Source organism: Variovorax sp. S12S4 (assembly GCF_023195515.1).
Taxonomy (GTDB): Bacteria; Pseudomonadota; Gammaproteobacteria; order Burkholderiales; family Burkholderiaceae_C; genus Variovorax.
On record NZ_JALPKR020000002.1, the window covers coordinates 4,336,901 to 4,357,108 of the forward strand.

The following is a 20,208-nucleotide window of genomic DNA, read 5'->3' on the forward strand; positions in this document are numbered from 1 at the left end:
CCTTGCTCGGTAATGTTTACCGATGGTAGAGCTAAGTTGTTGATTTAAAAGAGAAAATCGTCTCCGTTGCCCCGATGATGGACTGGACCGACCGCCACTGTCGGTACTTCCATCGCCTTATGTCGCGTCACGCGCTGCTCTATACCGAGATGGTGACCACGGGCGCGCTGGTGCATGGCGACGTTCCCCGCCATCTGCGCTTCAACGCCGAAGAACATGCGGTGGCCTTGCAGCTGGGCGGGAGCGAGCCGGCCGACCTGGCGCACTGCGCCAAGCTGGGCGAAGAGTGGGGCTACGACGAGATCAACCTCAACTGCGGCTGCCCCAGCGAGCGCGTGCAGCGCGGCGCTTTCGGCGCCTGCCTCATGGCCGAGCCAGCGCTGGTGGCCGACTGCGTGAAGGCGATGGTCGACGTAGTGAGCGTGCCGGTCACGGTCAAGCACCGCATCGGCATCGACAAGATCGAGAGCTACGAGTTCGTGCGCGACTTTGTCGGCACGGTGAGCGAGGCCGGCTGCGGCACGTTCATCGTTCATGCGCGCAATGCGTGGCTGAAGGGGCTGAGCCCGAAGCAGAACCGCGAGATTCCGCCGCTGCGCTATGAACTGGTGCACCGGCTCAAGCATGACTTTCCGGAGCTGAGCTTTTCGATCAACGGAGGCATTTCGGCCAATGCCCAGGTGCACGAGCACTTGCGGCTGCTCGACGGCGTGATGGTGGGGCGTGAGGCTTATCACAACCCCTGGTGGCTCGCCGAATGGGACGCCGAGTTCTTTGGCGCCGGGCCGCAGCCGCTGACGCGTGAAGAGGTGGAGTCGCTCATGTGCGACTACATGGTTCGCGAGGCGGCGGAGCACGGCACGCCCTGGTCGTCGATTGCCCGGCACATGCTGGGTTTGCGCAACGGCCTGCCCGGTGCGCGCCGCTGGCGCCAAGTCTGGAGCGACCACCGGCTCAAGACGCGTTCGCCGCGCGAAGTGATGGCGCTGGCGCATGAGCCCGTGGCGCAGGTTGCCTAGCTGAAGCGTGCCTTGAGTGAAGCGGGCACTGCGGCGCGGAGCCGCTTGCGGCAAGGGATTCGCCGCCCAGCAACGGTGAGTGTTCCAAAATGATAATGATTGCCTGAGGACTGAAACTTTTCAACTTTTCTGCTAAAGAATCAAGAAACGCTAATAAATAAGGGGTTTCGATTCATGAATGAAGCGGGGAGCAAAGAAGAAGTCAGCGCACTGGGCCGGGGTCTGGCCCTGCTCAAGGTCATCGGGATGTCGGCGGCGCCGATGAGCAATCGGGAACTGGCCGACACCACGGGCCTTCCCAAGGCCACGGTGTCGCGCCTTACGGCCACGTTGGTGAATGCGGGGTATCTGCGGCAGTCGCAGGACAGCGAGCGCTTCAGCCTGGGCCCGGCGCTGCTCGACATGAGCAGCCGCTATCTCCGTCATTTCGACCTGCGCACGGTGGCCAGGCCCCACCTGGCGGAGTTGTCCGAATTTGCGGGCGCGAGCGTTCATGTGGCTGTGCGCGACGATCTCGACATGCTCGTCATCGATTCGCTGCGCCCGCGGTCGGCGCTGATCAGCTCGCGGCTGGACGTCGGCACCCGCATGAGCATCGTCACTTCGGCCGCGGGCCGTGCTTCCCTTGCGGCGCTGCCCGAGGCCGAGCGGGCGGCGGTGCTCGAGAAGATCCAGCAGGAAAGCGGCGAAAGCTGGGCCTCCATCGAACCCCGCCTGATGGCCGGGCTCGACGAATACGCCCGCCTGGGCTACTGCAGCTCGTTCGGCGAATGGCATCCGCACATTCATGCCCTTGGCTTCGCCTTGCAAGGGCCGCACGGTGAGCGCTACGGCGTGAGCTGCGGCGGCCCCGCCTATCTGCTGTCGAAAGACATGATGCTCTCGCGCGTTGCGCCGCGTTTGCTCGAGGTTGCCAAGCGCATCTCGGCGGAAACCGGCGTCATCGGCGCGGACTGAAACACCCGGCGGCGCCTGGGGCGGGCTCTAGACCGCGGCTTCCAAGCCGTTCCTGAAGTGCTCGCGCATGCGCGCCATGGCGGCGGTGGCGTCGCGCGCCTCGATGGCCGCCATCATCGATCGGTGCTCCGCCAGCGATTCGGCGATGCGGCCTTCCTTGAGCAGCGAGTTGTGGCGGTTGAGCTTCATCACCTTGCGCAGGTCGGCCACCATCTGGTCGCGCCACTTGTTGTTGGCAATGGCCAAAAGGCGCATGTGAAAGCGCTCGTTCAGCGCAAAGAAGTGCTCGCGGTTTTCCTTGCCCGGCGCGCCGGCGGCCTCCAGCTCGGCGTGCAGCGCCTTCAGCTCCGCGCGCTGGGCATCGGTGGCACGCTCGGCCACCACGCCGGCGGCGTCGCTCTCCAGCAGCGAGAGCAGGTGGTACACATCCGCCAGGTCTTGCTCCGACACTTCGGTGACGTAGGCACCGCGCCGCACCTTCATGGTCACCAAGCCCTCGGCTGCCAGCACTTTCAAGGCTTCGCGCAGCGGGGTGCGGCTGATGCCGTATTCCTCGGCCAGCTTGAGTTCGTCGATCCAGCTGCCGGGCTCGAGCTCGCGGCGGAAGATCCGCTGGCGCAGCAGCTCGGCCACCTCTTCATAGAGGGCGCGCGGGGTAAGGGTGACGGCGGACATGGGCCGGACTGTACCGCAAAAACGTGTTTGAATTAATAATTATGGATCGGTTAGACTCGCTGCCGGCTTGCAAATCCCTTGCAGGCGAATTTGCGACTACCCTGCAAGACACTGCAAAACGGCCCCTCATGAGCAGCACACCCCAACCCACCTTCAAGCCTGCCAACCTCGACGACTGGGCCAAGGCCGCCGCCAAGTCGGCGCCGGGTGGCGACCTGAATGCGCTCAACTGGCTCACGCCCGACGGCATTACCGTAAAGCCGCTCTATACCGCCGCCGACCTGCACGGCCTGAAGTACACCGACACGCTCCCGGGCTTCGAGCCCTACCTGCGCGGCCCGCAGGCCACCATGTACGCGGTGCGCCCGTGGACCATCCGCCAGTACGCGGGCTTTTCGACGGCCGAGGAGTCGAACGCCTTCTACCGCAAGGCCTTGGCCGCGGGCGGGCAGGGTGTGAGCGTGGCTTTCGACCTGGCGACCCACCGCGGCTACGACAGCGACCATCCGCGCGTGACGGGCGACGTGGGCAAGGCCGGCGTGGCCATCGATTCGGTCGAGGACATGAAGATCCTGTTCGACCAGATCCCGCTCGACAAGGTGAGCGTGTCCATGACGATGAACGGCGCCGTGCTGCCGGTGCTGGCGGGCTACGTGGTTGCGGCCGAAGAGCAGGGCGTGGCGCAGGACCAGCTGAGCGGAACCATCCAGAACGACATCCTCAAGGAGTTCATGGTCCGCAACACCTACATTTTTCCGCCCGCGCCGAGCATGCGGATCATCGGCGACATCATCGAGTACACGGCGCAGAAGATGCCCAAGTTCAACTCGATCTCGATCAGCGGTTATCACATGCAGGAGGCCGGCGCCAACCAGGCGCTGGAGCTGGCCTTCACGCTGGCCGACGGCAAGGAATACGTGAAGACCGCGCTGGCCAAGGGCCTGGACGTCGACGGCTTTGCCGGGCGCCTGAGCTTCTTCTGGGCCATTGGCATGAACTTCTACCTCGAAGTGGCCAAGATGCGCGCGGCGCGCCTCTTGTGGTGCCGCATCATGAAGGAGTTCAACCCCAAGAACCCCAAGAGCCTGATGCTGCGCACCCACTGCCAGACCTCGGGCTGGAGCCTCACCGAGCAGGACCCATACAACAACGTGGTGCGCACCACCATCGAGGCGATGGCCGCGGTGTTCGGCGGCACGCAAAGCCTGCATACCAACGCGCTCGACGAAGCAATTGCGCTGCCCACCGAATTCAGCGCGCGCATCGCACGCAACACGCAGCTCATCATCCAGGAAGAAACGCACATCACCAATGTGATCGATCCCTGGGCCGGCAGCTACATGATGGAGAAGCTCACGCAGGACATGGCCGATGCGGCGTGGGCCATCATCGAAGAAGTCGAAGCCATGGGCGGCATGACCAAGGCGGTGGACAGCGGCTGGGCCAAGCTCAAGATCGAGGCGGCCGCCGCCGAGAAGCAGGCGCGCATCGACTCGGGCAAGGACGTGATCGTGGGCGTCAACAAGTACAAGCTCAAGACCGAAGACGCCATCGACAGCCTCTCCATCGACAACGTGAAGGTGCGCGAGCAGCAGGTGGCCCGCCTGCAGAAGATCCGCTCTTCGCGCGACACCGCCAAGGTGCAGACTGCGCTGGATGCGCTGACCGAGGCCGCCGACAACGGCACCGGCAACCTGCTCGCGCTCAGCATCGATGCGGTGCGCCTGCGCGCCACGGTGGGCGAGATTTCCGACGCGCTTGAAAAATCATTCGGCCGCCATCGGGCCGACACGCAAAAGGTGACCGGTGTGTACGCTGCTGCCTATGACTCCGCCGAGGGCTGGGAAGCCCTCAAGACCGAGATCAACGCCTTTGCCGAAGAGCAGGGGCGTCGTCCGCGCGTGATGATCTCCAAGCTGGGGCAGGACGGGCACGACCGCGGCGCCAAGGTGGTGGCCACTGCCTTTGCCGACCTGGGCTTCGACGTCGACATGGGGCCGCTCTTCCAGACGCCCGAAGAGTGCGCGCGCCAGGCCATCGAGAACGACGTGCATGCCGTGGGCGTGAGCACCCTTGCGGCCGGCCACAAGACGCTTGTGCCGGCCATCATCAACGAGCTGAAGAAGCAGGGTGCAGACGACATCATCGTGTTTGTCGGCGGCGTGATTCCGCGGCAGGACTACGACTTTCTCTACGAGGCCGGCGTGAAGGGCATCTACGGCCCTGGCACGCCGATTCCCGCCAGCGCGAAAGACGTGCTGGAGCAGATTCGCGCGGCGGTCTCGGCCTGATCGGGACGCGAGACGTGGGCGATCTTTTGTCGCGGCTGTCGCTGCAGCCCGTTGATTCCAGCGATTTCGAAGCCATGCTGGCCTTGCGCGTCGATGCGATGCGCCCCAGCCTGGAGCGCGTCGGGCGCTTCGACCCCGCGCGTTCACGCGAACGGCTCCAGGCCGGCTTCGTCGTGCCCTACATGCATCACATCGTGCTCGACCGCGACCTGCGCATCGGCTTTGTCACGCTCAAGCCCGAAGACTCCGATGCGCTGCGGCTCGACCATCTGTACCTGCGCACCGGCTTCCAGGGCCTGGGCATTGGCGAATGGGTACTGCAATGGGCCAAGTCGCAGGCGCGCGAGCAAGGGATGGACATCAAGCTCACCGCGCTGGTGCAAAGCGACGCCAACCGCTTCTATGTGCGGCATGGCTTTGTGCTCGAGGGCGAAGAGGGCGTCGACCTGCACTACCGCTGGCGCGTGGCCTCGGAGGATGCGTGCTGAAGCAGGCCGAGGCACTCGAACGCGCCATTGCCGAGCCGGAGGGCATGGCACAGCGCCGCGCCATCGCCAAGGCCATTACGCTGCTCGAATCCACCCGCGCCGACCACCGCGCGCAAGCCGATGAACTGCTCACCGCATTGCTGCCGCGCACCGGCAATTCATTTCGCCTTGGCATCTCCGGCGTGCCGGGTGTCGGCAAGTCGACCTTCATCGAGACGCTGGGCCTGCTGCTGATCGGCAAGGGCCACCGCGTGGCGGTGCTCACCATCGATCCTTCATCCACCGTTTCGGGCGGTTCCATCCTCGGCGACAAGACGCGCATGGAACGGCTCTCGGTGCATGAGCGCGCCTACATCCGCCCGAGCCCGTCGAGCGGCACGCTGGGCGGCGTGGCCGAGAAAACGCGCGAAGCCATGCTGGTGTGCGAAGCCGCGGGCTACGACATCGTCATTGTCGAAACCGTGGGCGTGGGCCAGAGCGAAACCGCCGTGGCCGGCATGACCGACATGTTCGTGCTGATGCAGCTGCCCAACGCGGGCGACGACCTGCAGGCCATCAAGAAGGGCGTGATGGAGCTGGCCGACCTGGTCGTCATCAACAAGGCCGACATCGACAAGGATGCCGCCACGCGTGCGCAGGCGCAGATCACCTCTGCCCTGCGCCTGTTCGGCCACCAGGGCAACCCGGACCATGCGCATGCGGTGCATGACGCGCACAGCGGCGCCGAGGTTCGCTTCTGGCTGCCCAAGGTGCTGCAATTGAGCGCGCTGGCGGGTACCGGCGTCGATGCCTTCTGGGACGCCGTCACGCAGTTCAGGCAACTGCAGACCGCGAATGGCAAGCTCGCCAAGCGCCGCGAGAAGCAGGCCACGGCGTGGATGTGGGAGCGCATCGACGCCGGCCTCAAGCAGGCATTCAGGCAGCACGCGCAAGTGCGCGAGCTGCTGCCGCAACTCACCCGGCAAGTGGCAGAGGGCTCGCTTCCCGCATCGACCGCGGCGCGCCAGCTGCTTGCGGCAGCGGCCATCACCGCCAGGCCATGACAACACACGAAATTCAGGACCACAGCTTCGGAAGCACACCATGCAAGAACTGATCGAACAACTCGAAAAGCGCCGCGCTCAGGCGCGCCTTGGCGGCGGACAGAAGCGCATCGACGCGCAGCACGCCAAGGGCAAGCTCACGGCACGCGAACGCATCGAGCTGCTGCTGGACGACAACACCTTTGAAGAGTGGGACATGTTCGTCGAGCACCGCTCGGTCGACTTCGGCATGGCCGAGCAGAAGATTCCGGGCGACGGCGTGGTCACCGGCTACGGAATGATCAACGGCCGCCTCGTCTTCGTGTACAGCCAGGACTTCACCGTCTTCGGCGGCGCGCTCAGCGAAGCGCACGCCGAAAAGATCTGCAAGGTGATGGACCAGGCCATGAAGGTCGGCGCACCGGTCATCGGCCTCAACGACTCCGGCGGCGCGCGCATCCAGGAGGGCGTGGCCTCGCTCGGCGGCTATGCGGACGTGTTCCAGCGCAACGTGATGGCCTCGGGCGTGGTGCCGCAGATCAGCATGATCATGGGCCCGTGCGCGGGCGGCGCGGTGTACTCGCCCGCCATGACCGACTTCATCTTCATGGTGAAGGACTCGAGCTACATGTTCGTCACCGGACCCGATGTGGTGAAGACCGTGACGCACGAGACCGTGACGGCCGAAGAGCTCGGCGGCGCCATCACCCACACCACGCGCAGCGGCGTGGCAGATATGGCGTTCGAGAACGATGTCGAGGCGCTCATGATGTTGCGCCGCCTGTACAACTACCTGCCGCTCAACAATCGCGAAAAGCCGCCCGTGCGCCTGGGCAACAACGGCCAGGGCGACCCGGCCGACCGGCCCGACTACTCGCTGGACACGCTGGTGCCCGACAACCCGAACAAGCCCTACGACATCAAGGAGCTGATCCTCAAGGTGGTCGATGACGGCGACTTCTTCGAGCTGCAGCCCGACTACGCGAAGAACATCGTGATCGGCTTTGCGCGCATGGAAGGGCAGACGGTCGGCATCGTGGCCAACCAGCCGCTGGTGCTCGCAGGCTGCCTCGACATCAAGAGCAGCATCAAGGCCGCGCGCTTCGTGCGCTTTTGCGATGCGTTCAACATTCCGGTGGTCAGCTTTGTCGATGTGCCCGGTTTCATGCCCGGCACGGGGCAGGAGTACGGCGGCATCATCAAGCACGGCGCCAAGCTGCTCTACGCCTATGCGGAATGCACGGTGCCGAAGATCACCGTCATCACGCGCAAGGCCTACGGCGGTGCGTACGACGTGATGGCTTCCAAGCACCTGCGCGGCGACGTCAACCTGGCCTGGCCGCGTGCCGAGATTGCGGTGATGGGCGCCAAGGGCGCGGTGGAAATCATCTTCCGCGAAGACAAGAACGACCCCGAGAAGCTTGCCGCGCGCGAGGCCGAATACAAGGCGCGTTTCGCCAACCCGTACGTGGCGAGTGCACGCGGCTACATCGACGACGTGATCCTGCCGCACGAAACGCGCAAGCGCATCTGCCGCTCGCTGGTGATGCTGCGCGAGAAGAAGCTCGAGAACCCGTGGCGCAAGCACGGGAACATTCCGTTGTGAGCGGTACGAAGAAGAATATGTTCAAGAAAATCCTGATCGCTAATCGCGGCGAAATCGCCTGCCGCGTGATCCAGACCGCAAAGAAGATGGGCATCCTTACCGTCGCCGTCTATTCCGACGCCGACAAGGAAGCCCGCCACGTTGAGCTGGCCGACGAGGCGGTGCACATCGGTGCCGCGCCCAGCCGCGAGAGCTACCTGCAGGCCGATCGCATCATCGCGGCCTGCAAGCAGACCGGCGCCGAGGCGGTGCACCCGGGCTACGGTTTCCTGTCCGAGAACGAAGCCTTTGCGCGCAAGGTCGAGGAAGAGGGCATTGCCTTCATCGGGCCCAAGCACTATTCGATTGCCGCCATGGGCGACAAGATCGCTTCGAAGAAGCTTGCGAACGAGGCCAAGGTCAACACCATTCCGGGCTGGAACGACGCCATCGAAACGGCCGAGCGTGCCGTCGAGATTGCCAAGGACATCGGCTACCCGGTGATGATCAAGGCCTCGGCCGGCGGCGGAGGCAAGGGGCTGCGCGTGGCTTTTGACGACAAGGAGGCCTTCGAGGGCTTTACCTCGTGCCGCAACGAAGCGATGAGCAGCTTCGGCGATGACCGCGTGTTCATCGAGAAGTTCGTCGAGGAGCCGCGCCACATCGAGATCCAGGTGCTGGGTGATTCGCATGGCAACGTCATCTACCTGAACGAGCGCGAATGCTCGATCCAGCGCCGGCACCAGAAGGTGATCGAAGAGGCGCCTTCGCCCTTCATCAGCGATGCCACGCGCAAGGCGATGGGCGAGCAGGCGGTTCAGTTGGCCAAGGCGGTGAAGTACCAGAGCGCGGGCACGGTGGAGTTTGTGGTCGGCAAGGACCAGAGCTTCTATTTCCTGGAGATGAACACGCGGCTGCAGGTGGAGCATCCGGTGACCGAGTGCATCACGGGGCTCGACCTGGTCGAACTGATGATCCGCGTGGCCGCCGGCGAGAAGCTGCCGCTGACGCAAGCCGAGGTGAAGCGCAACGGATGGGCCATCGAGTGCCGCATCAATGCCGAGGACCCGTTCCGCAACTTCCTGCCTTCGACCGGCCGCCTGGTGAAGTTCCAACCACCGGCGGAGACCATGTTTGCGAGCGACACCGAGCGGCTGAACGGCGTGCGAGTGGACACGGGCGTGTACGAAGGCGGCGAAATTCCGATGTATTACGACTCGATGATCGCCAAGCTCATCGTGCACGGCAAGGACCGGCAGCATGCGATTGCGCGCATGCGCGAGGCGCTTAACGGCTTCGTGATCCGGGGCATCAGCAGCAACATTCCATTCCAGGCGGCGCTGCTCGCGCACCCGAAGTTCGTGGCGGGCGATTTCAACACCGGCTTCATTGCCGAGCACTATGGCAAGGGCTTCCATGCGGAAGACGTGCCGCACGCAGACCCTTCGTTTCTTGTCGCGCTTGCGGCCTATGTGCATCGCCGCTACCGCGCGCGTGCCTCGGGCATCAGCGGCCAGCTCGAAGGCCATGGCGTGAAGGTGGGCGAGCAGTTCGTGGTGGTGGAGCTGGGGCCGGAAGGCAAGCATGTCCACCACCCGGTGTCGGTGACCGACTTCCATGGCAAGACGGGCGCCAGCGCCGTTGCCGTGGGCGACAAGAGCTACAAGATCGACAGCGGCTTTGCGCTGGGCGCAATTCGCGTGCAAGGCATGGTGAACGACCGGCCCTTTACCGCGCAGGTCGAGCGCGGGGCGGGCAAGAACCCGCTGGCGCTGCGCGTGTCGCACGACGGCACGCAGTTCGAAGCGATGGTGCTCTCGCCGCTGGGCGCGCGCCTGCTCGAGTTGATGCCCTACAAGGCGCCACCCGACCTGAGCAAGTTCTTGATGTCGCCAATGCCCGGCTTGCTGGTCGAGGTGTCGGTGCAGCCGGGCCAGCAGGTGCGTGCCGGCGAGAAGCTGGCCGTGATCGAGGCCATGAAAATGGAAAACGTATTGTTTGCCACGCAAGACGGTGTGGTCGGCAAAATTTCGGCGGGCAAGGGCGAGTCGCTCACCGTCGATCAAATCATTATGGAGTTCAACTGATGGGTGCCAACGACTTGCAACAGACGATCACGCTGCACCGCCCCACCAAGGCCACGGAGCCGCAGGGGCCTTGGTCGGTCGAGGCGATCCAGGCGCTGCTCGACAAGCCGCTGATGGACCTGCTGTTCGAAGCACAGACTGTGCATCGTCAGCACTTTCCCGAGGGCGACATCGAACTGGCGACGCTGCTCTCGGTGAAGACCGGCGGCTGTCCGGAGAACTGCGGCTATTGCCCGCAGTCGGCCGAGTTCGACACTGGCGTCAAGGCCCAGAAGCTCATGGAGGTCGACGAGGTGGTGCGTGCCGCACAGGCCGCCAAGGACGCCGGCGCCACGCGCTTTTGCATGGGCGCCGCGTGGCGCGCGCCGAAGGACCGCGACGTGGAGAAGGTGGCGGTGCTGGTCGAGGCCGTGAAGGGCCTGGGCATGCAGACCTGCGCCACGCTCGGCATGCTGGAGCCGCATCATGCGCACCAGCTCAAGGCCGCGGGCCTGGACTACTACAACCACAACCTCGACACCGCGCCCGAGTACTACACCGACGTGGTCGACACGCGCACTTACCAGGACCGGCTCGACACGCTGGCCCATGTGCGCAGCGCCGGCATCAGCGTGTGCTGCGGCGGCATCGTCGGCATGGGCGAGCAGCCGGTGCACCGGGCCGGGTTGATCGCGCAGTTGGCCAACCTGAATCCGTACCCTGAGTCGGTGCCGATCAACAGCCTGGTGCGTGTGCCGGGCACGCCGCTGGCCGATTCGGAGCCGGTCGACCCCTTCGACTTCGTGCGCATGATCGCGGTCGCGCGCATCACGATGCCGACGGCGCGCGTGCGCCTTTCAGCCGGGCGCCAGCAGATGGGCGATGCGGTGCAGGCCTTGTGCTTCATGGCCGGCGCCAACTCCATCTTCTATGGCGACAAGCTGCTGGTGACCGGCAACCCCGACGTGGAGGCCGACGTGCAGCTGCTGCGCAAGCTGGGCCTGCAGTCGCGCCGCACCACGACCACTGAAAAGGTAGAGGTCTGCGCATGACAACCACGGCTTCCGCGCGTCCCTTCAAGGTGCTCGGCATCCAGCAGATCGCCATCGGCGGGCCCGACAAGATGCGGCTGCAGAAGCTCTGGGTCGACATGCTGGGGCTCGAGGTTACCGGCACCTTCAAGAGCGAGCGCGAGAACGTCGACGAGGACATCTGTTCGATGGGCAGCGGGCCGTTCAAGGTCGAGGTCGACCTGATGCAGCCGCTCGACCCGGAAAAGAAACCGGCGGTTCACACCACGCCTCTCAACCATGTGGGCTTGTGGATCGACGACCTGCCCAAGGCCGTCGAGTGGCTCACCGCGCAAGGCGTGCGTTTTGCGCCCGGCGGCATTCGCCAGGGCGCGGCGGGTTTCGACATCTGCTTTCTGCATCCGAAGGCGAACGACGAATTTCCGATTGCGGGCGAGGGCGTGTTGATAGAGATGGTGCAGGCGCCGCCCGAGGTGGTGACGGCGTTCAACGCGTTGGCCGCTACGCGTTGAGCACCTTCTTGATCGGCGGCTTCACATCGGAGCGCTGAGGCGGCAGCATCGGCTGGTGCTCGCGCGCCGGGTTCAAAATGATCGAGGTGGCCGTTTCGGTGAGGATGCAGAACTTGGTGACCACCGCATCGAGGTGGCTCACGTCGATGACCGCAATCTCGAGAATCCAGCTGTCGTCGCCGGTCACGTTGTAGGCGTTGACGCACTCTGGCGTCTGCTGAACCAGTTCGACCACGCGCGCGTAGTCGGCCCGGCCCACGCGGATGATCGCGCGGATGCCGTAGCCCAGCTTGCCGAGATTCACGGTGGCGCGGTAGCCGCTGATCACGCCCGCAGCCTCGAGCTTTTTCACGCGCTCGGTCACTGCCGGCTGGCTCAAGTGCACGCGGCGGCCGAGCTCGGCCATGGTGAGACGCGCATCGCTCTGCAGTTCGGCCAGGATGCGGGTGTCATGGGCATCCAGCGCGGGGTTGAAGGTGAAGTCCATGCAACTCCTTTAAATCGACGGTACGAAACAAGTAGAACCATGAGTTGTGCATGGCTGCGAAAGGTTTGCTTTCATACCATGGACGGCGTTCCAATACCAACAAGACAGACCTCGTATGCCGACTCTCGCATCCCCCGCCCAAGCCGCATCTGGACCCGCACGCCGCGCCTTGCCGCCGCTTCTGTGGCTTTGCCTGGCCGCCACCTGGGTGGTCTGGGGCTCGACCTATCTCGCAATCAAATATGCGCTGATCAGCTTTCCGCCGTTCTTGCAGATGGGGTCGCGCTTCTTGTTTGCGGGCGTGGTGCTTGCGGTGTGGATGCGCTGGCGCGGCGCTGCCTGGCCCTCGGCGCTGCAATGGCGCAATGCGTTGGTCGTGGGGGCGCTGATGCTGGGCGGCGGCATGGGCGGCACGGCGCATGCCGAGGTATCGATCGGCTCGGGCCTGGTGGTGGCCTTCATCGCGGTGGTGCCGCTGCTGATTGCGCTGCTCAACCTCATCTGGGGCGTGAAGCCGACCCGGCTCGAGGCCACGGGCATTGCGCTCGGGCTGGTCGGTGTGCTGATGCTCACGCAGGGCAGCGGCTTCCAGTCGTCGCCCGCGGGGCTGCTGGCCATTTCCGTGGCCTGCATCTGCTGGTCGATGGGCAGCGTGCTGAGCCAGCGCAGCCTGCCGCTCGCGCCCGGCGCGATGGGGTTCGCGAGCGAAATGATCTGTGGCGGGGCGGTGCTGATGGTGCTTGCGGCGGTGTCTCGCGAGAGCCTGGTCTGGCCGCCGGAGCCAGAGGCCGTCTGGGCCTGGCTGTACCTCGTGGTCTTCGGTTCGCTGATTGCGTTCAACGCCTACATGGTGCTGCTCGCAAGGGCTCCGGCCGCACTGGCGGCGAGCTACACCTTCGTCAATCCGGTGATAGCGATGCTGCTGGGCGTCTGGATTGCCAACGAGACCGTGACGCGCTTCGAGTGGTATGCCGTGGCCGTCATCCTGGCCGGCGTGCTGCTGTTGCTCTTCAAGCGCCCGCAGAAGGGCTGAGCCTGCGCCTGCTTCAGGTGCCCGGACGGCGCCAGAAGGCCAGCGTGGCGGCAAGCAGCCACATGCCGGCCGCGCAACTGCGGTTCAGCACCTTCAGGCCACGCCGCGAGAGCCAGCGCACGGCTTGCGTGCCGGCGGCCGCGTAGGCCAGCATCACGCAGGTGTCGAGCGCCACGAAGATCGAGCCCAGCAGCAGGTACTGCATGCCTTGCGGCTTGGTGATGTCGATGAACTGCGGCAGAAAGGCCGCGAAGAACAACACCGTCTTGGGGTTCGACAGCGCCACGAGCAGGCTGCGCACAAGCGCGATACGGCCGTGCGGGCGAACCTCGATGGCGGACTTGGCCAGCGCCTCGCCCAGGTCGGTGGCGTCGCTGCGCCACAGCTTGATGCCGAGCCATACCAGGTAGGCGACGCCCGCCACGCGAATCGCGTTGAAGAGCAGTTCCGATGCGGCCAGCAGCGAGCCGAGCCCAAGGGCGACCACTGCGATGAGCGTGACGCTGCCGAGCGATGCACCCGCAATGCCCCAGCTCGCGCGGCGCATGCCGCCATCGATGCCGTTGGACAGCGCCAGCAGCATCGTGGGCCCCGGAATCACGGCCAGTGCGAGCGAGGCGACCACGTAGATGAGCAGGGTGTCGGGTGTCATGGCTTGGCGGCGGGTGGGCGTTGCTGGGCGGCGCGGGCTCGCGCCAGGGCGGCTTCGACGATGGAGCGCTTGCGTGTGTCGGCGGCCTGTGGTTCGGCGGCGGCGGGTGCGGGTTCTTCGATTCGCTTGGCGATGCGGCGATGCTCGCCATGCAGCTGGTAGCGCTTCAGTGCCGCCTCTGCCTGCGCTTGCGACCATGCGGCCCAGCCTGTACGGCCCGGCGTTTCGACTTCGAGCGAGATGCAATCGACGGGGCAGACCGGAATGCAGAGCTCGCAGCCCGTGCAGTGCGCCTCGATGACCGTGTGCATGCGCTTGTTGATGCCGACGATGGCATCGGTGGGGCAGGCATCGAGGCAGAGCGTGCAGCCGATGCACCAGGCCTCGTCGATCACCGCCATGGCGCGTGGGCCTTCGGTGCCGAACTGGGGATCGAGCGGCACCTGTTCGCGGCCCGTGAGCTGCGCGAGCCTGGCAATGCCTTCCGCGCCGCCGGGCGGGCACTGGTTGATGCCGGCCTCGCCCTCGGCCACGGCCAGCGCATAGCCCGCGCAATCGGGGTAGCCGCAACGCGTGCACTGCGTTTGCGGCAGTGCGTTGTGAATGCGTGCGGCCAGCCCGTTCACTTCCTGCGTGCCGCGGGCTTCTTCACGGCGGCAACGGCCACCGCTTTCTTGGCTGCGACATTCTTCTTGGCGGCCACGGCAACCGTCTTCCGTCCGGGCTTGATGCGGTCTTCGGCCGGCAGGGCCTCGCGTGCGCCGGCGCGCCGCTGGGGCTGGTCGTGGGCGGCGATGAACTTCTGCACCTTGGGGTAGACCAGTTCGCGCCAGCGGCGGCCGCTGAAGATGCCGTAGTGGCCCGCGCCCTTGACTTCATAGTGCTCGCGCTGCGCGTCGTCGATGCCGGTGCACAGGCTGTGCGCGGCCTCGGTCTGGCCCGAGCCCGAAATGTCGTCGAGCTCGCCCTCGACGGTAAGCAGGGCGGTCGAATGAATGTCTTGCGGACGCACGCGCTCGATCTGACCCTTGGGGTTCTTCACGTCCCAGGTGCCGTTCACGAGCTCGAACTGCTGGAACACGGTGCGGATGGTGTCCAGGTAGTAATCGGCGTCCATGTCGAGCACGGCGTTGTACTCGTCATAGAACTTGCGATGGGCTTCGGCGCTGGCGTCGTCGCCCTTGATCAGGTCCTTGAAGTAGTCGTAGTGGCTGCTGGCATGCCGGTCGGGGTTCATCGCCACAAAGCCCGTGTGCTGCAGGAAGCCCGGGTACACGCGGCGGCCCTCGCCCGGGAAGCCCTGCGGCACCCGGTAGATCACGTTGTTCTCGAACCACTCGTAGCTCTTGTTCATCGCAAGGTTGTTCACCGCGGTGGGCGACTTGCGGGCATCGATGGGGCCGCCCATCATGGTCATGGTGAGCGGCAGCGGCTCGCCGCGGCTTGCCATGAGCGACACGGCCGCCAGCACCGGCACGGTCGGCTGGCACACGCTCACCACGTGGCAGTTGCCGTATTCGGCTTGCAGTCGGCGGATGAACTCCTGCACGTAGTTGACGTAGTCGTCCAGGTGGAACTCGCCTTCCGACAGGGGCACGAGGCGTGCGTTCTTCCAGTCGGTGATGTAGACCTTGTGGTCCTGCAGCATGGTGCGCACGGTGTCGCGCAGCAGCGTGGCGTAGTGGCCCGAAAGCGGCGCCACGATCAGCACCACGGGCTGGCTCTTGAGCGTCTTGAGGGTGTGCGGCTCGTCGGTAAAGCGCTTGAAGCGGCGCAGCTCGCAGAAGGGCTTGTCGAGCTCGACGACTTCCTGGATCACGACGTCGTCGCCGTCGACCTTCACCGACTTGATGTTGAACTCAGGCTTTTCGTAGTCCTTGCCCAGGCGATAGAGCAGGTCGTAGCCGGCAGCCATGCGCTGCGCCATGGGCAACTGGCCCCACACCGCGCCCTGGCCGTAAAGCTTGGACGCCGCTTGCGCGAAGTCCGAGAACGGTTCCATCAAGGAACGCTGGGCTTCGTAGAGTTGATAAAGCATCGCTGGTCTTGGAGTGAAATGTTGCAGTGCAATATATCAGCGCATTTGCGGCGATGCAGGAGGCCAAACCCTACGTCTGCCACAGTGCGAGGGTCTTCCGTGAAGGAGTGTGAAGGAATCGCCCGAAACGGATTCCTTCACACTTTGCTGTCACCTAGATGACTTTGGCGATCGACGCGCAGACGTAGTCGATGTTCTTGCTGTTGAGCGCGGCCACGCACATGCGGCCGGTGTCGGTGCCGTACACGCCGAACTCGCTCCGCAGGCGCACCATCTGGTCCTTGCTGAGGCCCGAGTAGCTGAACATGCCGATCTGCGTGGTGATGAAGCTCATGTCTTCCTTCACGCCCGCCGCCTTGAGGCCGTCGACCAGCTTCTGGCGCATGGCCTTGATGCGCACGCGCATTTCGCCGAGTTCCTTTTCCCAGAGGGCGCGCAGTTCGGGGTTGCCGAGCACCGCGGCCACCACGGCGCCGCCGTGGATCGGCGGGTTGCTGTAGTTGGTGCGAATGGCGATCTTGAGCTGCGAGAGCACGCGGCCGGCTTCTTCCTTGTTTTCGCACAGCACCGACAGGGCGCCCACGCGCTCGCCATACAGGCTGAAGCTCTTGGAGAAAGAGGTCGAGACGCAGAAGGTCAGGCCGGCGTCGACAAACTTGGCGACAGCGGCGCCGTCTTCCTTCAGGCCGTAGCCGAAGCCCTGGTAGGCCATGTCGAGGAAGGGCACGAGGTTCCGGGCCTTGACGGCGGCAACCACCTGGTCCCACTGCGCCGGGGTGATGTCGTAGCCGGTCGGGTTGTGGCAGCAGGCGTGCAGCACCACGATGGTGCCGGCGGGCGCCGCATTCAGGGCGGCCAGCATGCCGTCGAAGTTGACGCCGCGCTTGGCGGAGTCGTAGTAGGGGTAGCTTTCGACCACGAAGCCGGCGTTGGTGAACAGCGCGCGGTGGTTTTCCCAGCTCGGGTCGCTGATCAGCACCTTGGCGTTGGGGTTGAGCTTCTTGAGAAAGTCGGCGCCGACCTTCAGGCCGCCGGTACCGCCGATGCCCTGCACCGTGGCCACGCGGCCCGACTGCACGGGTTCGCTGTCGGCGCCGAAGACCAGGCCCTTGACGGCGTTGTCGTATGCCACGATGCCGTCGATCGGCAGGTAGCCGCGCGCCGTGGGGGCCTTCATCATGTTCTGTTCGGCGGCCTGCACGCACTGGAGCAGGGGCAGCTTGCCGTTGTCGTCGTAATAGACGCCGACGCCGAGGTTGACCTTGTTGGGGTTGGTGTCGGCTGCAAATTGCTCGTTGAGGCCGAGGATCGGGTCGCGCGGTGCCATTTCGACCGCGGTGAACATAGACATGGAGAAGGTCCTTTGGGATGAAAGCTTCGCTGGCAACCGGACTTGCGCTACGCTTTCCGGTTGCCTTGAATTTTACCGGCGCCATCGCCACCTGTCGGGAACAGCCATGCCAGAGAACAACGAAGCCATAGCAGACCTGAAGAAACTGGACCCGATCGGTCCGGCCAAGCAGGGCGAATTCATCAAGTACCCCGATTCGCCTTTCGAGCTTTTCCAGCCGTATCCGCCGGCCGGAGACCAGCCGAAGGCGATCGACGGGCTGGTGGAGGGTGTGCTCGACGGCGAGGTGTTCCAGACGCTGCTGGGCGTGACGGGCTCGGGCAAGACCTTCACCATGGCCAACGTGATTGCGCGGCTGGGCCGCCCGGCCATCGTTTTTGCGCCCAACAAGACGCTGGCGGCGCAGCTCTACAGCGAGTTTCGCGAGTTCTTTCCCAAGAACGCGGTCGAGTACTTCGTGAGCTACTACGACTACTACCAGCCCGAGGCCTATGTGCCCCAGCGCGACCTGTTCATCGAGAAGGACTCGTCGATCAACGAGCACATCGAGCAGATGCGGCTTTCGGCCACCAAGAGCGTGCTGGAGCGGCGCGACACGGTCATTGTGGCTACGGTGAGCGCCATTTACGGCATCGGCACGCCCGAGGACTACACGCAGATGCGTTTCATCATGCGGGTGGGCGACAAGATCGGCCAGCGCGACGTGATCGGGCGGCTGATTCGCATGCAGTACACCCGCAACGAGCAGGACTTTTCGCGCGGCACCTTCCGCGTGCGCGGCGACACCATCGACGTGTTTCCGGCGGAGCACAGCGAACTGGCGATCCGCATCGAACTGTTCGACGACGAAATCGAGTCGCTGCAGCTCTTCGATCCGCTCACGGGCCGCATCCGCCAGAAGATTCCGCGCTTTACGGTATATCCGTCGAGCCACTACGTGACGCCGCGCGACAAAGTGCTGGGCGCGGTGGAAACCATCAAGATCGAGCTGGCCGAGCGGCTCAAGGAATTCGTCAGCCAGGGCAAGCTGGTCGAGGCGCAGCGGTTGGAGCAGCGCACCCGCTTCGACCTGGAAATGCTGGCCGAAATCGGCCACTGCAAGGGCATCGAGAACTACACGCGCCACCTCTCGGGGGCGGCGCCGGGCGAACCGCCGGCCACGCTGACCGACTACCTGCCCAAAGACGCCCTGATGTTCCTCGACGAGAGCCACCAGATGGTCGGCCAGCTCAGCGCCATGTACAACGGCGACCGGGCGCGCAAGACCACGCTGGTCGAATACGGCTTCCGGCTGCCGAGCGCCTTGGACAACCGGCCGCTCAAGCTGGAGGAGTTCGAAACGCGCATGCGCCAGTGCATCTTCGTTTCGGCCACCCCGGCGCAGTACGAAAAGGACCATGCCGGCAACGTGGTGGAGCAGCTGGTTCGGCCAACCGGCCTGATCGACCCCGAGGTGGAAGTGCGCCCCGCCACGCACCAGGTGGACGACGTACTGGGCGAGATCCGCATCCGGGTGGAAAAGAACGAGCGCGTGCTCATCACCACGCTGACCAAGCGCATGGCCGAGCAGCTGACCGACTACCTGGGCGACAACGGGGTGAAGGTGCGCTACCTCCACAGCGACGTCGACACGGTGGAGCGGGTGGAAATATTGCGCGACCTGCGGCTGGGCACTTTCGACGTGCTGGTGGGCATCAACCTGCTGCGGGAAGGCCTGGACATTCCGGAGGTGTCGCTCGTCGCCATCCTGGACGCCGACAAGGAAGGTTTTCTGCGCGCCGAGCGTTCGCTCATCCAGACCATCGGCCGCGCAGCCCGAAACCTGAACGGCAAGGCCATCCTCTATGCCGACCGGATGACCGACTCGATGAAAAAGGCGATTGACGAGACCGAGCGCCGCCGGGCCCGTCAAATTGCCTATAACGAGGCCAACGGAATCACCCCGCGGAGCATCGTCAAGCAGGTGCGCGACCTGATCGACGGCGTGTACAGCGAAAAGACGGGCAAGGAAATGGCCAAGCTCGACCTGGAACGCGCCAAGGTCGAGGACATGAGCGAAAAAGACATCGCCCGGGAAATCAAGCGGCTCGAAAAGCTCATGCTCGAGCACGCCCGCAACCTCGAATTCGAGAAGGCGGCCCGTGTGCGCGACCAGCTGGCGCTGCTGCGGGAGCAGGCTTTTGGTGCCTCCGGCGGCGACAACATCGCGGTTCTGCCGTCGTAGGCCGGCGCGCCGGTTTCTTCAAGCGGTTTGCGCTGGGGTTTACCCGAGCAGAGTCCAGGGGCTTCTGCTATACTTGACCGAAACACTCAACAACAAAAAAGAACTTCGCGATGAAGAACCGATCCCACTGGCTGGTTCACCAGCGTCAGGGGTCGGGCAGGGCGGAGACGAAGTCACCGCGGCCCCGGGCCACGGTGTCATTTCAACGGTAAGCACTTGAAGGAGCTTGCGATGCGTCTCACTACCAAAGGCCGTTTTGCGGTCACAGCAATGATCGATCTGGCGCTGCGTCAGAACACCGGTCCGGTCACGCTGGCTGCGATCAGCCAGCGGCAGCAGATTTCGTTGTCGTATCTCGAACAGCTGTTCGGCAAACTGCGCCGCCACGAGCTGGTCGAGTCGACCCGCGGCCCCGGCGGCGGCTACAGCCTTGGCCGCAAGGCTGCGGATATCACCGTCGCAGACATCATTGTTTCCGTCGATGAGCCCATCGATGCCACGCAGTGCGGCGGCAAGGAAAACTGCCTTGGCGAAGCCGGCCGCTGCATGACGCACGAGCTCTGGGCCTCGCTCAACCAGCGCATGGTCGAGTTTCTCGACTCCGTCACGCTGCAAAAGCTGGTCGACGACCAGATCGCCAAGGGCGTGCAGATCGAGAACAAGCCGGTCGTCAAGCGCGCCATTTCCGCGCAGCCGGTGGTCAAGCCGATTCGCGTGAATGCGCCAAACTCGGTCTTTGCCCTCGGCAACGTGTTCGCGAAGTCCTGATGTCCTGAG

18 protein-coding genes are annotated in these 20,208 nt (G+C 64.7%); 12 read left to right on the forward strand and 6 right to left on the reverse strand.

The features are described 5' to 3' along the window. The first annotated feature begins 56 nt into the window (after window positions 1-56). Together dusA and M0765_RS21370 are read left to right on the forward strand one after the other, a co-directional pair. Complete coding sequence (gene dusA, locus M0765_RS21365) at window positions 57-1,019, forward strand: tRNA dihydrouridine(20/20a) synthase DusA (protein ID WP_258508367.1); 963 nt, start codon at window positions 57-59, stop codon at window positions 1,017-1,019. Between the two features lie 174 nt (window positions 1,020-1,193). After that, entirely contained in the window at window positions 1,194-1,976 is a 783-nt protein-coding gene (locus tag M0765_RS21370) for an IclR family transcriptional regulator (protein ID WP_258505798.1), read from the forward strand. A 27-nt stretch (window positions 1,977-2,003) separates the two neighbouring features. Here the strand turns inward: M0765_RS21370 and M0765_RS21375 are convergent, their stop codons facing one another. Continuing rightward, on the reverse strand, window positions 2,004-2,651 hold the full coding sequence (locus M0765_RS21375) for a GntR family transcriptional regulator (RefSeq protein WP_126747230.1): 648 nt from the start codon (window positions 2,649-2,651) through the stop codon (window positions 2,004-2,006). A 128-nt stretch (window positions 2,652-2,779) separates the two neighbouring features. On the opposite strand from M0765_RS21375, the gene scpA reads away from it, so the two are divergent. From scpA to M0765_RS21410, 7 genes are read left to right on the forward strand one after another with little or no spacing between them, the layout of a single operon-like run. Next, window positions 2,780-4,942, forward strand: a complete 2,163-nt coding sequence (gene scpA / locus M0765_RS21380; protein WP_258505799.1) for a methylmalonyl-CoA mutase — start codon at window positions 2,780-2,782, stop codon at window positions 4,940-4,942. Between the two features lie 14 nt (window positions 4,943-4,956). Then, window positions 4,957-5,430 (forward strand): GNAT family N-acetyltransferase, encoded by a 474-nt coding sequence (locus tag M0765_RS21385; protein ID WP_258505800.1) that lies wholly within the window; start codon window positions 4,957-4,959, stop codon window positions 5,428-5,430. Continuing rightward, entirely contained in the window at window positions 5,424-6,473 is a 1,050-nt protein-coding gene (meaB, locus tag M0765_RS21390; RefSeq protein WP_258505801.1) for a methylmalonyl Co-A mutase-associated GTPase MeaB, read from the forward strand. The genes M0765_RS21385 and meaB overlap by 7 nt, the downstream gene beginning before the upstream one ends. Window positions 6,474-6,513: 40 nt before the next feature. Beyond that, the gene (locus M0765_RS21395; protein ID WP_258505802.1) at window positions 6,514-8,058 is read left to right on the forward strand and encodes an acyl-CoA carboxylase subunit beta; all 1,545 of its coding nucleotides are present in this window, start codon (window positions 6,514-6,516) and stop codon (window positions 8,056-8,058) included. 17 nt (window positions 8,059-8,075) lie between these two features. Continuing rightward, the gene (gene accC / locus M0765_RS21400; protein WP_258505803.1) at window positions 8,076-10,124 is read left to right on the forward strand and encodes an acetyl-CoA carboxylase biotin carboxylase subunit; all 2,049 of its coding nucleotides are present in this window, start codon (window positions 8,076-8,078) and stop codon (window positions 10,122-10,124) included. Next, complete coding sequence (gene bioB / locus M0765_RS21405) at window positions 10,124-11,155, forward strand: biotin synthase BioB (RefSeq protein WP_258505804.1); 1,032 nt, start codon at window positions 10,124-10,126, stop codon at window positions 11,153-11,155. The genes accC and bioB overlap by 1 nt, the downstream gene beginning before the upstream one ends. Continuing rightward, window positions 11,152-11,646, forward strand: coding sequence for a VOC family protein (locus M0765_RS21410; RefSeq protein ID WP_258505805.1), 495 nt, complete (start codon window positions 11,152-11,154; stop codon window positions 11,644-11,646). The genes bioB and M0765_RS21410 overlap by 4 nt, the downstream gene beginning before the upstream one ends. Here M0765_RS21410 and M0765_RS21415 read toward each other — a convergent pair. Continuing rightward, window positions 11,636-12,133: an Lrp/AsnC family transcriptional regulator gene (locus M0765_RS21415; RefSeq protein ID WP_258505806.1), complete on the reverse strand. Its 498-nt coding sequence runs from the start codon at window positions 12,131-12,133 to the stop codon at window positions 11,636-11,638. The two genes, M0765_RS21410 and M0765_RS21415, sit on opposite strands and share 11 nt — an antisense overlap. Before the next feature lie 115 nt (window positions 12,134-12,248). Here M0765_RS21415 and yedA point away from each other — a divergent pair, with 115 nt between their 5' ends. Continuing rightward, entirely contained in the window at window positions 12,249-13,166 is a 918-nt protein-coding gene (gene yedA, locus M0765_RS21420) for a drug/metabolite exporter YedA (protein ID WP_258505807.1), read from the forward strand. Between the two features lie 13 nt (window positions 13,167-13,179). On the opposite strand, the gene M0765_RS21425 is transcribed toward yedA, so the two are convergent. The 4 genes from M0765_RS21425 to M0765_RS21440 all read right to left on the reverse strand — a co-directional run bounded on the left by M0765_RS21425 (window position 13,180) and on the right by M0765_RS21440 (window position 17,207). Next, window positions 13,180-13,818, reverse strand: a complete 639-nt coding sequence (locus M0765_RS21425; RefSeq protein ID WP_258505808.1) for a LysE family translocator — start codon at window positions 13,816-13,818, stop codon at window positions 13,180-13,182. Then, complete coding sequence (locus M0765_RS21430) at window positions 13,815-14,444, reverse strand: RnfABCDGE type electron transport complex subunit B (RefSeq protein ID WP_258505809.1); 630 nt, start codon at window positions 14,442-14,444, stop codon at window positions 13,815-13,817. Before M0765_RS21430 ends, M0765_RS21425 begins: the two co-directional genes overlap by 4 nt. Continuing rightward, entirely contained in the window at window positions 14,441-15,856 is a 1,416-nt protein-coding gene (locus M0765_RS21435; protein WP_258505810.1) for a polyhydroxyalkanoate depolymerase, read from the reverse strand. The genes M0765_RS21430 and M0765_RS21435 overlap by 4 nt, the downstream gene beginning before the upstream one ends. Window positions 15,857-16,010: 154 nt before the next feature. Continuing rightward, window positions 16,011-17,207 (reverse strand): amino acid aminotransferase, encoded by a 1,197-nt coding sequence (locus M0765_RS21440; RefSeq protein ID WP_258505811.1) that lies wholly within the window; start codon window positions 17,205-17,207, stop codon window positions 16,011-16,013. Between the two features lie 106 nt (window positions 17,208-17,313). On the opposite strand from M0765_RS21440, the gene uvrB reads away from it, so the two are divergent. Together uvrB and iscR are read left to right on the forward strand one after the other, a co-directional pair. After that, window positions 17,314-19,431: an excinuclease ABC subunit UvrB gene (uvrB, locus tag M0765_RS21445; protein WP_258505812.1), complete on the forward strand. Its 2,118-nt coding sequence runs from the start codon at window positions 17,314-17,316 to the stop codon at window positions 19,429-19,431. Window positions 19,432-19,662: 231 nt separating this feature from the next. Beyond that, window positions 19,663-20,199, forward strand: coding sequence for a Fe-S cluster assembly transcriptional regulator IscR (gene iscR, locus M0765_RS21450; protein ID WP_093237517.1), 537 nt, complete (start codon window positions 19,663-19,665; stop codon window positions 20,197-20,199). Window positions 20,200-20,208: the final 9 nt, after the last annotated feature.

Excerpts from the sequence above, each read along its gene's own strand:
- scpA (WP_258505799.1), top strand. The coding sequence starts at position 2,780 with ATGAGCAGCACACCCCAACCCACCTTCAAGCCTGCCAACCTCGACGAC.
- M0765_RS21425 (WP_258505808.1), bottom strand. The coding sequence starts at position 13,818 with ATGACACCCGACACCCTGCTCATCTACGTGGTCGCCTCGCTCGCACTG.
- M0765_RS21370 (WP_258505798.1), top strand. The coding sequence starts at position 1,194 with ATGAATGAAGCGGGGAGCAAAGAAGAAGTCAGCGCACTGGGCCGGGGT.
- M0765_RS21395 (WP_258505802.1), top strand. The coding sequence starts at position 6,514 with ATGCAAGAACTGATCGAACAACTCGAAAAGCGCCGCGCTCAGGCGCGC.
- accC (WP_258505803.1), top strand. The coding sequence starts at position 8,076 with ATGTTCAAGAAAATCCTGATCGCTAATCGCGGCGAAATCGCCTGCCGC.
- M0765_RS21375 (WP_126747230.1), bottom strand. The coding sequence starts at position 2,651 with ATGTCCGCCGTCACCCTTACCCCGCGCGCCCTCTATGAAGAGGTGGCC.
- uvrB (WP_258505812.1), top strand. The coding sequence starts at position 17,314 with ATGCCAGAGAACAACGAAGCCATAGCAGACCTGAAGAAACTGGACCCG.
- yedA (WP_258505807.1), top strand. The coding sequence starts at position 12,249 with ATGCCGACTCTCGCATCCCCCGCCCAAGCCGCATCTGGACCCGCACGC.
- bioB (WP_258505804.1), top strand. The coding sequence starts at position 10,124 with ATGGGTGCCAACGACTTGCAACAGACGATCACGCTGCACCGCCCCACC.
- iscR (WP_093237517.1), top strand. The coding sequence starts at position 19,663 with ATGCGTCTCACTACCAAAGGCCGTTTTGCGGTCACAGCAATGATCGAT.
- M0765_RS21435 (WP_258505810.1), bottom strand. The coding sequence starts at position 15,856 with ATGCTTTATCAACTCTACGAAGCCCAGCGTTCCTTGATGGAACCGTTC.
- M0765_RS21415 (WP_258505806.1), bottom strand. The coding sequence starts at position 12,133 with ATGGACTTCACCTTCAACCCCGCGCTGGATGCCCATGACACCCGCATC.
- M0765_RS21410 (WP_258505805.1), top strand. The coding sequence starts at position 11,152 with ATGACAACCACGGCTTCCGCGCGTCCCTTCAAGGTGCTCGGCATCCAG.
- M0765_RS21440 (WP_258505811.1), bottom strand. The coding sequence starts at position 17,207 with ATGTCTATGTTCACCGCGGTCGAAATGGCACCGCGCGACCCGATCCTC.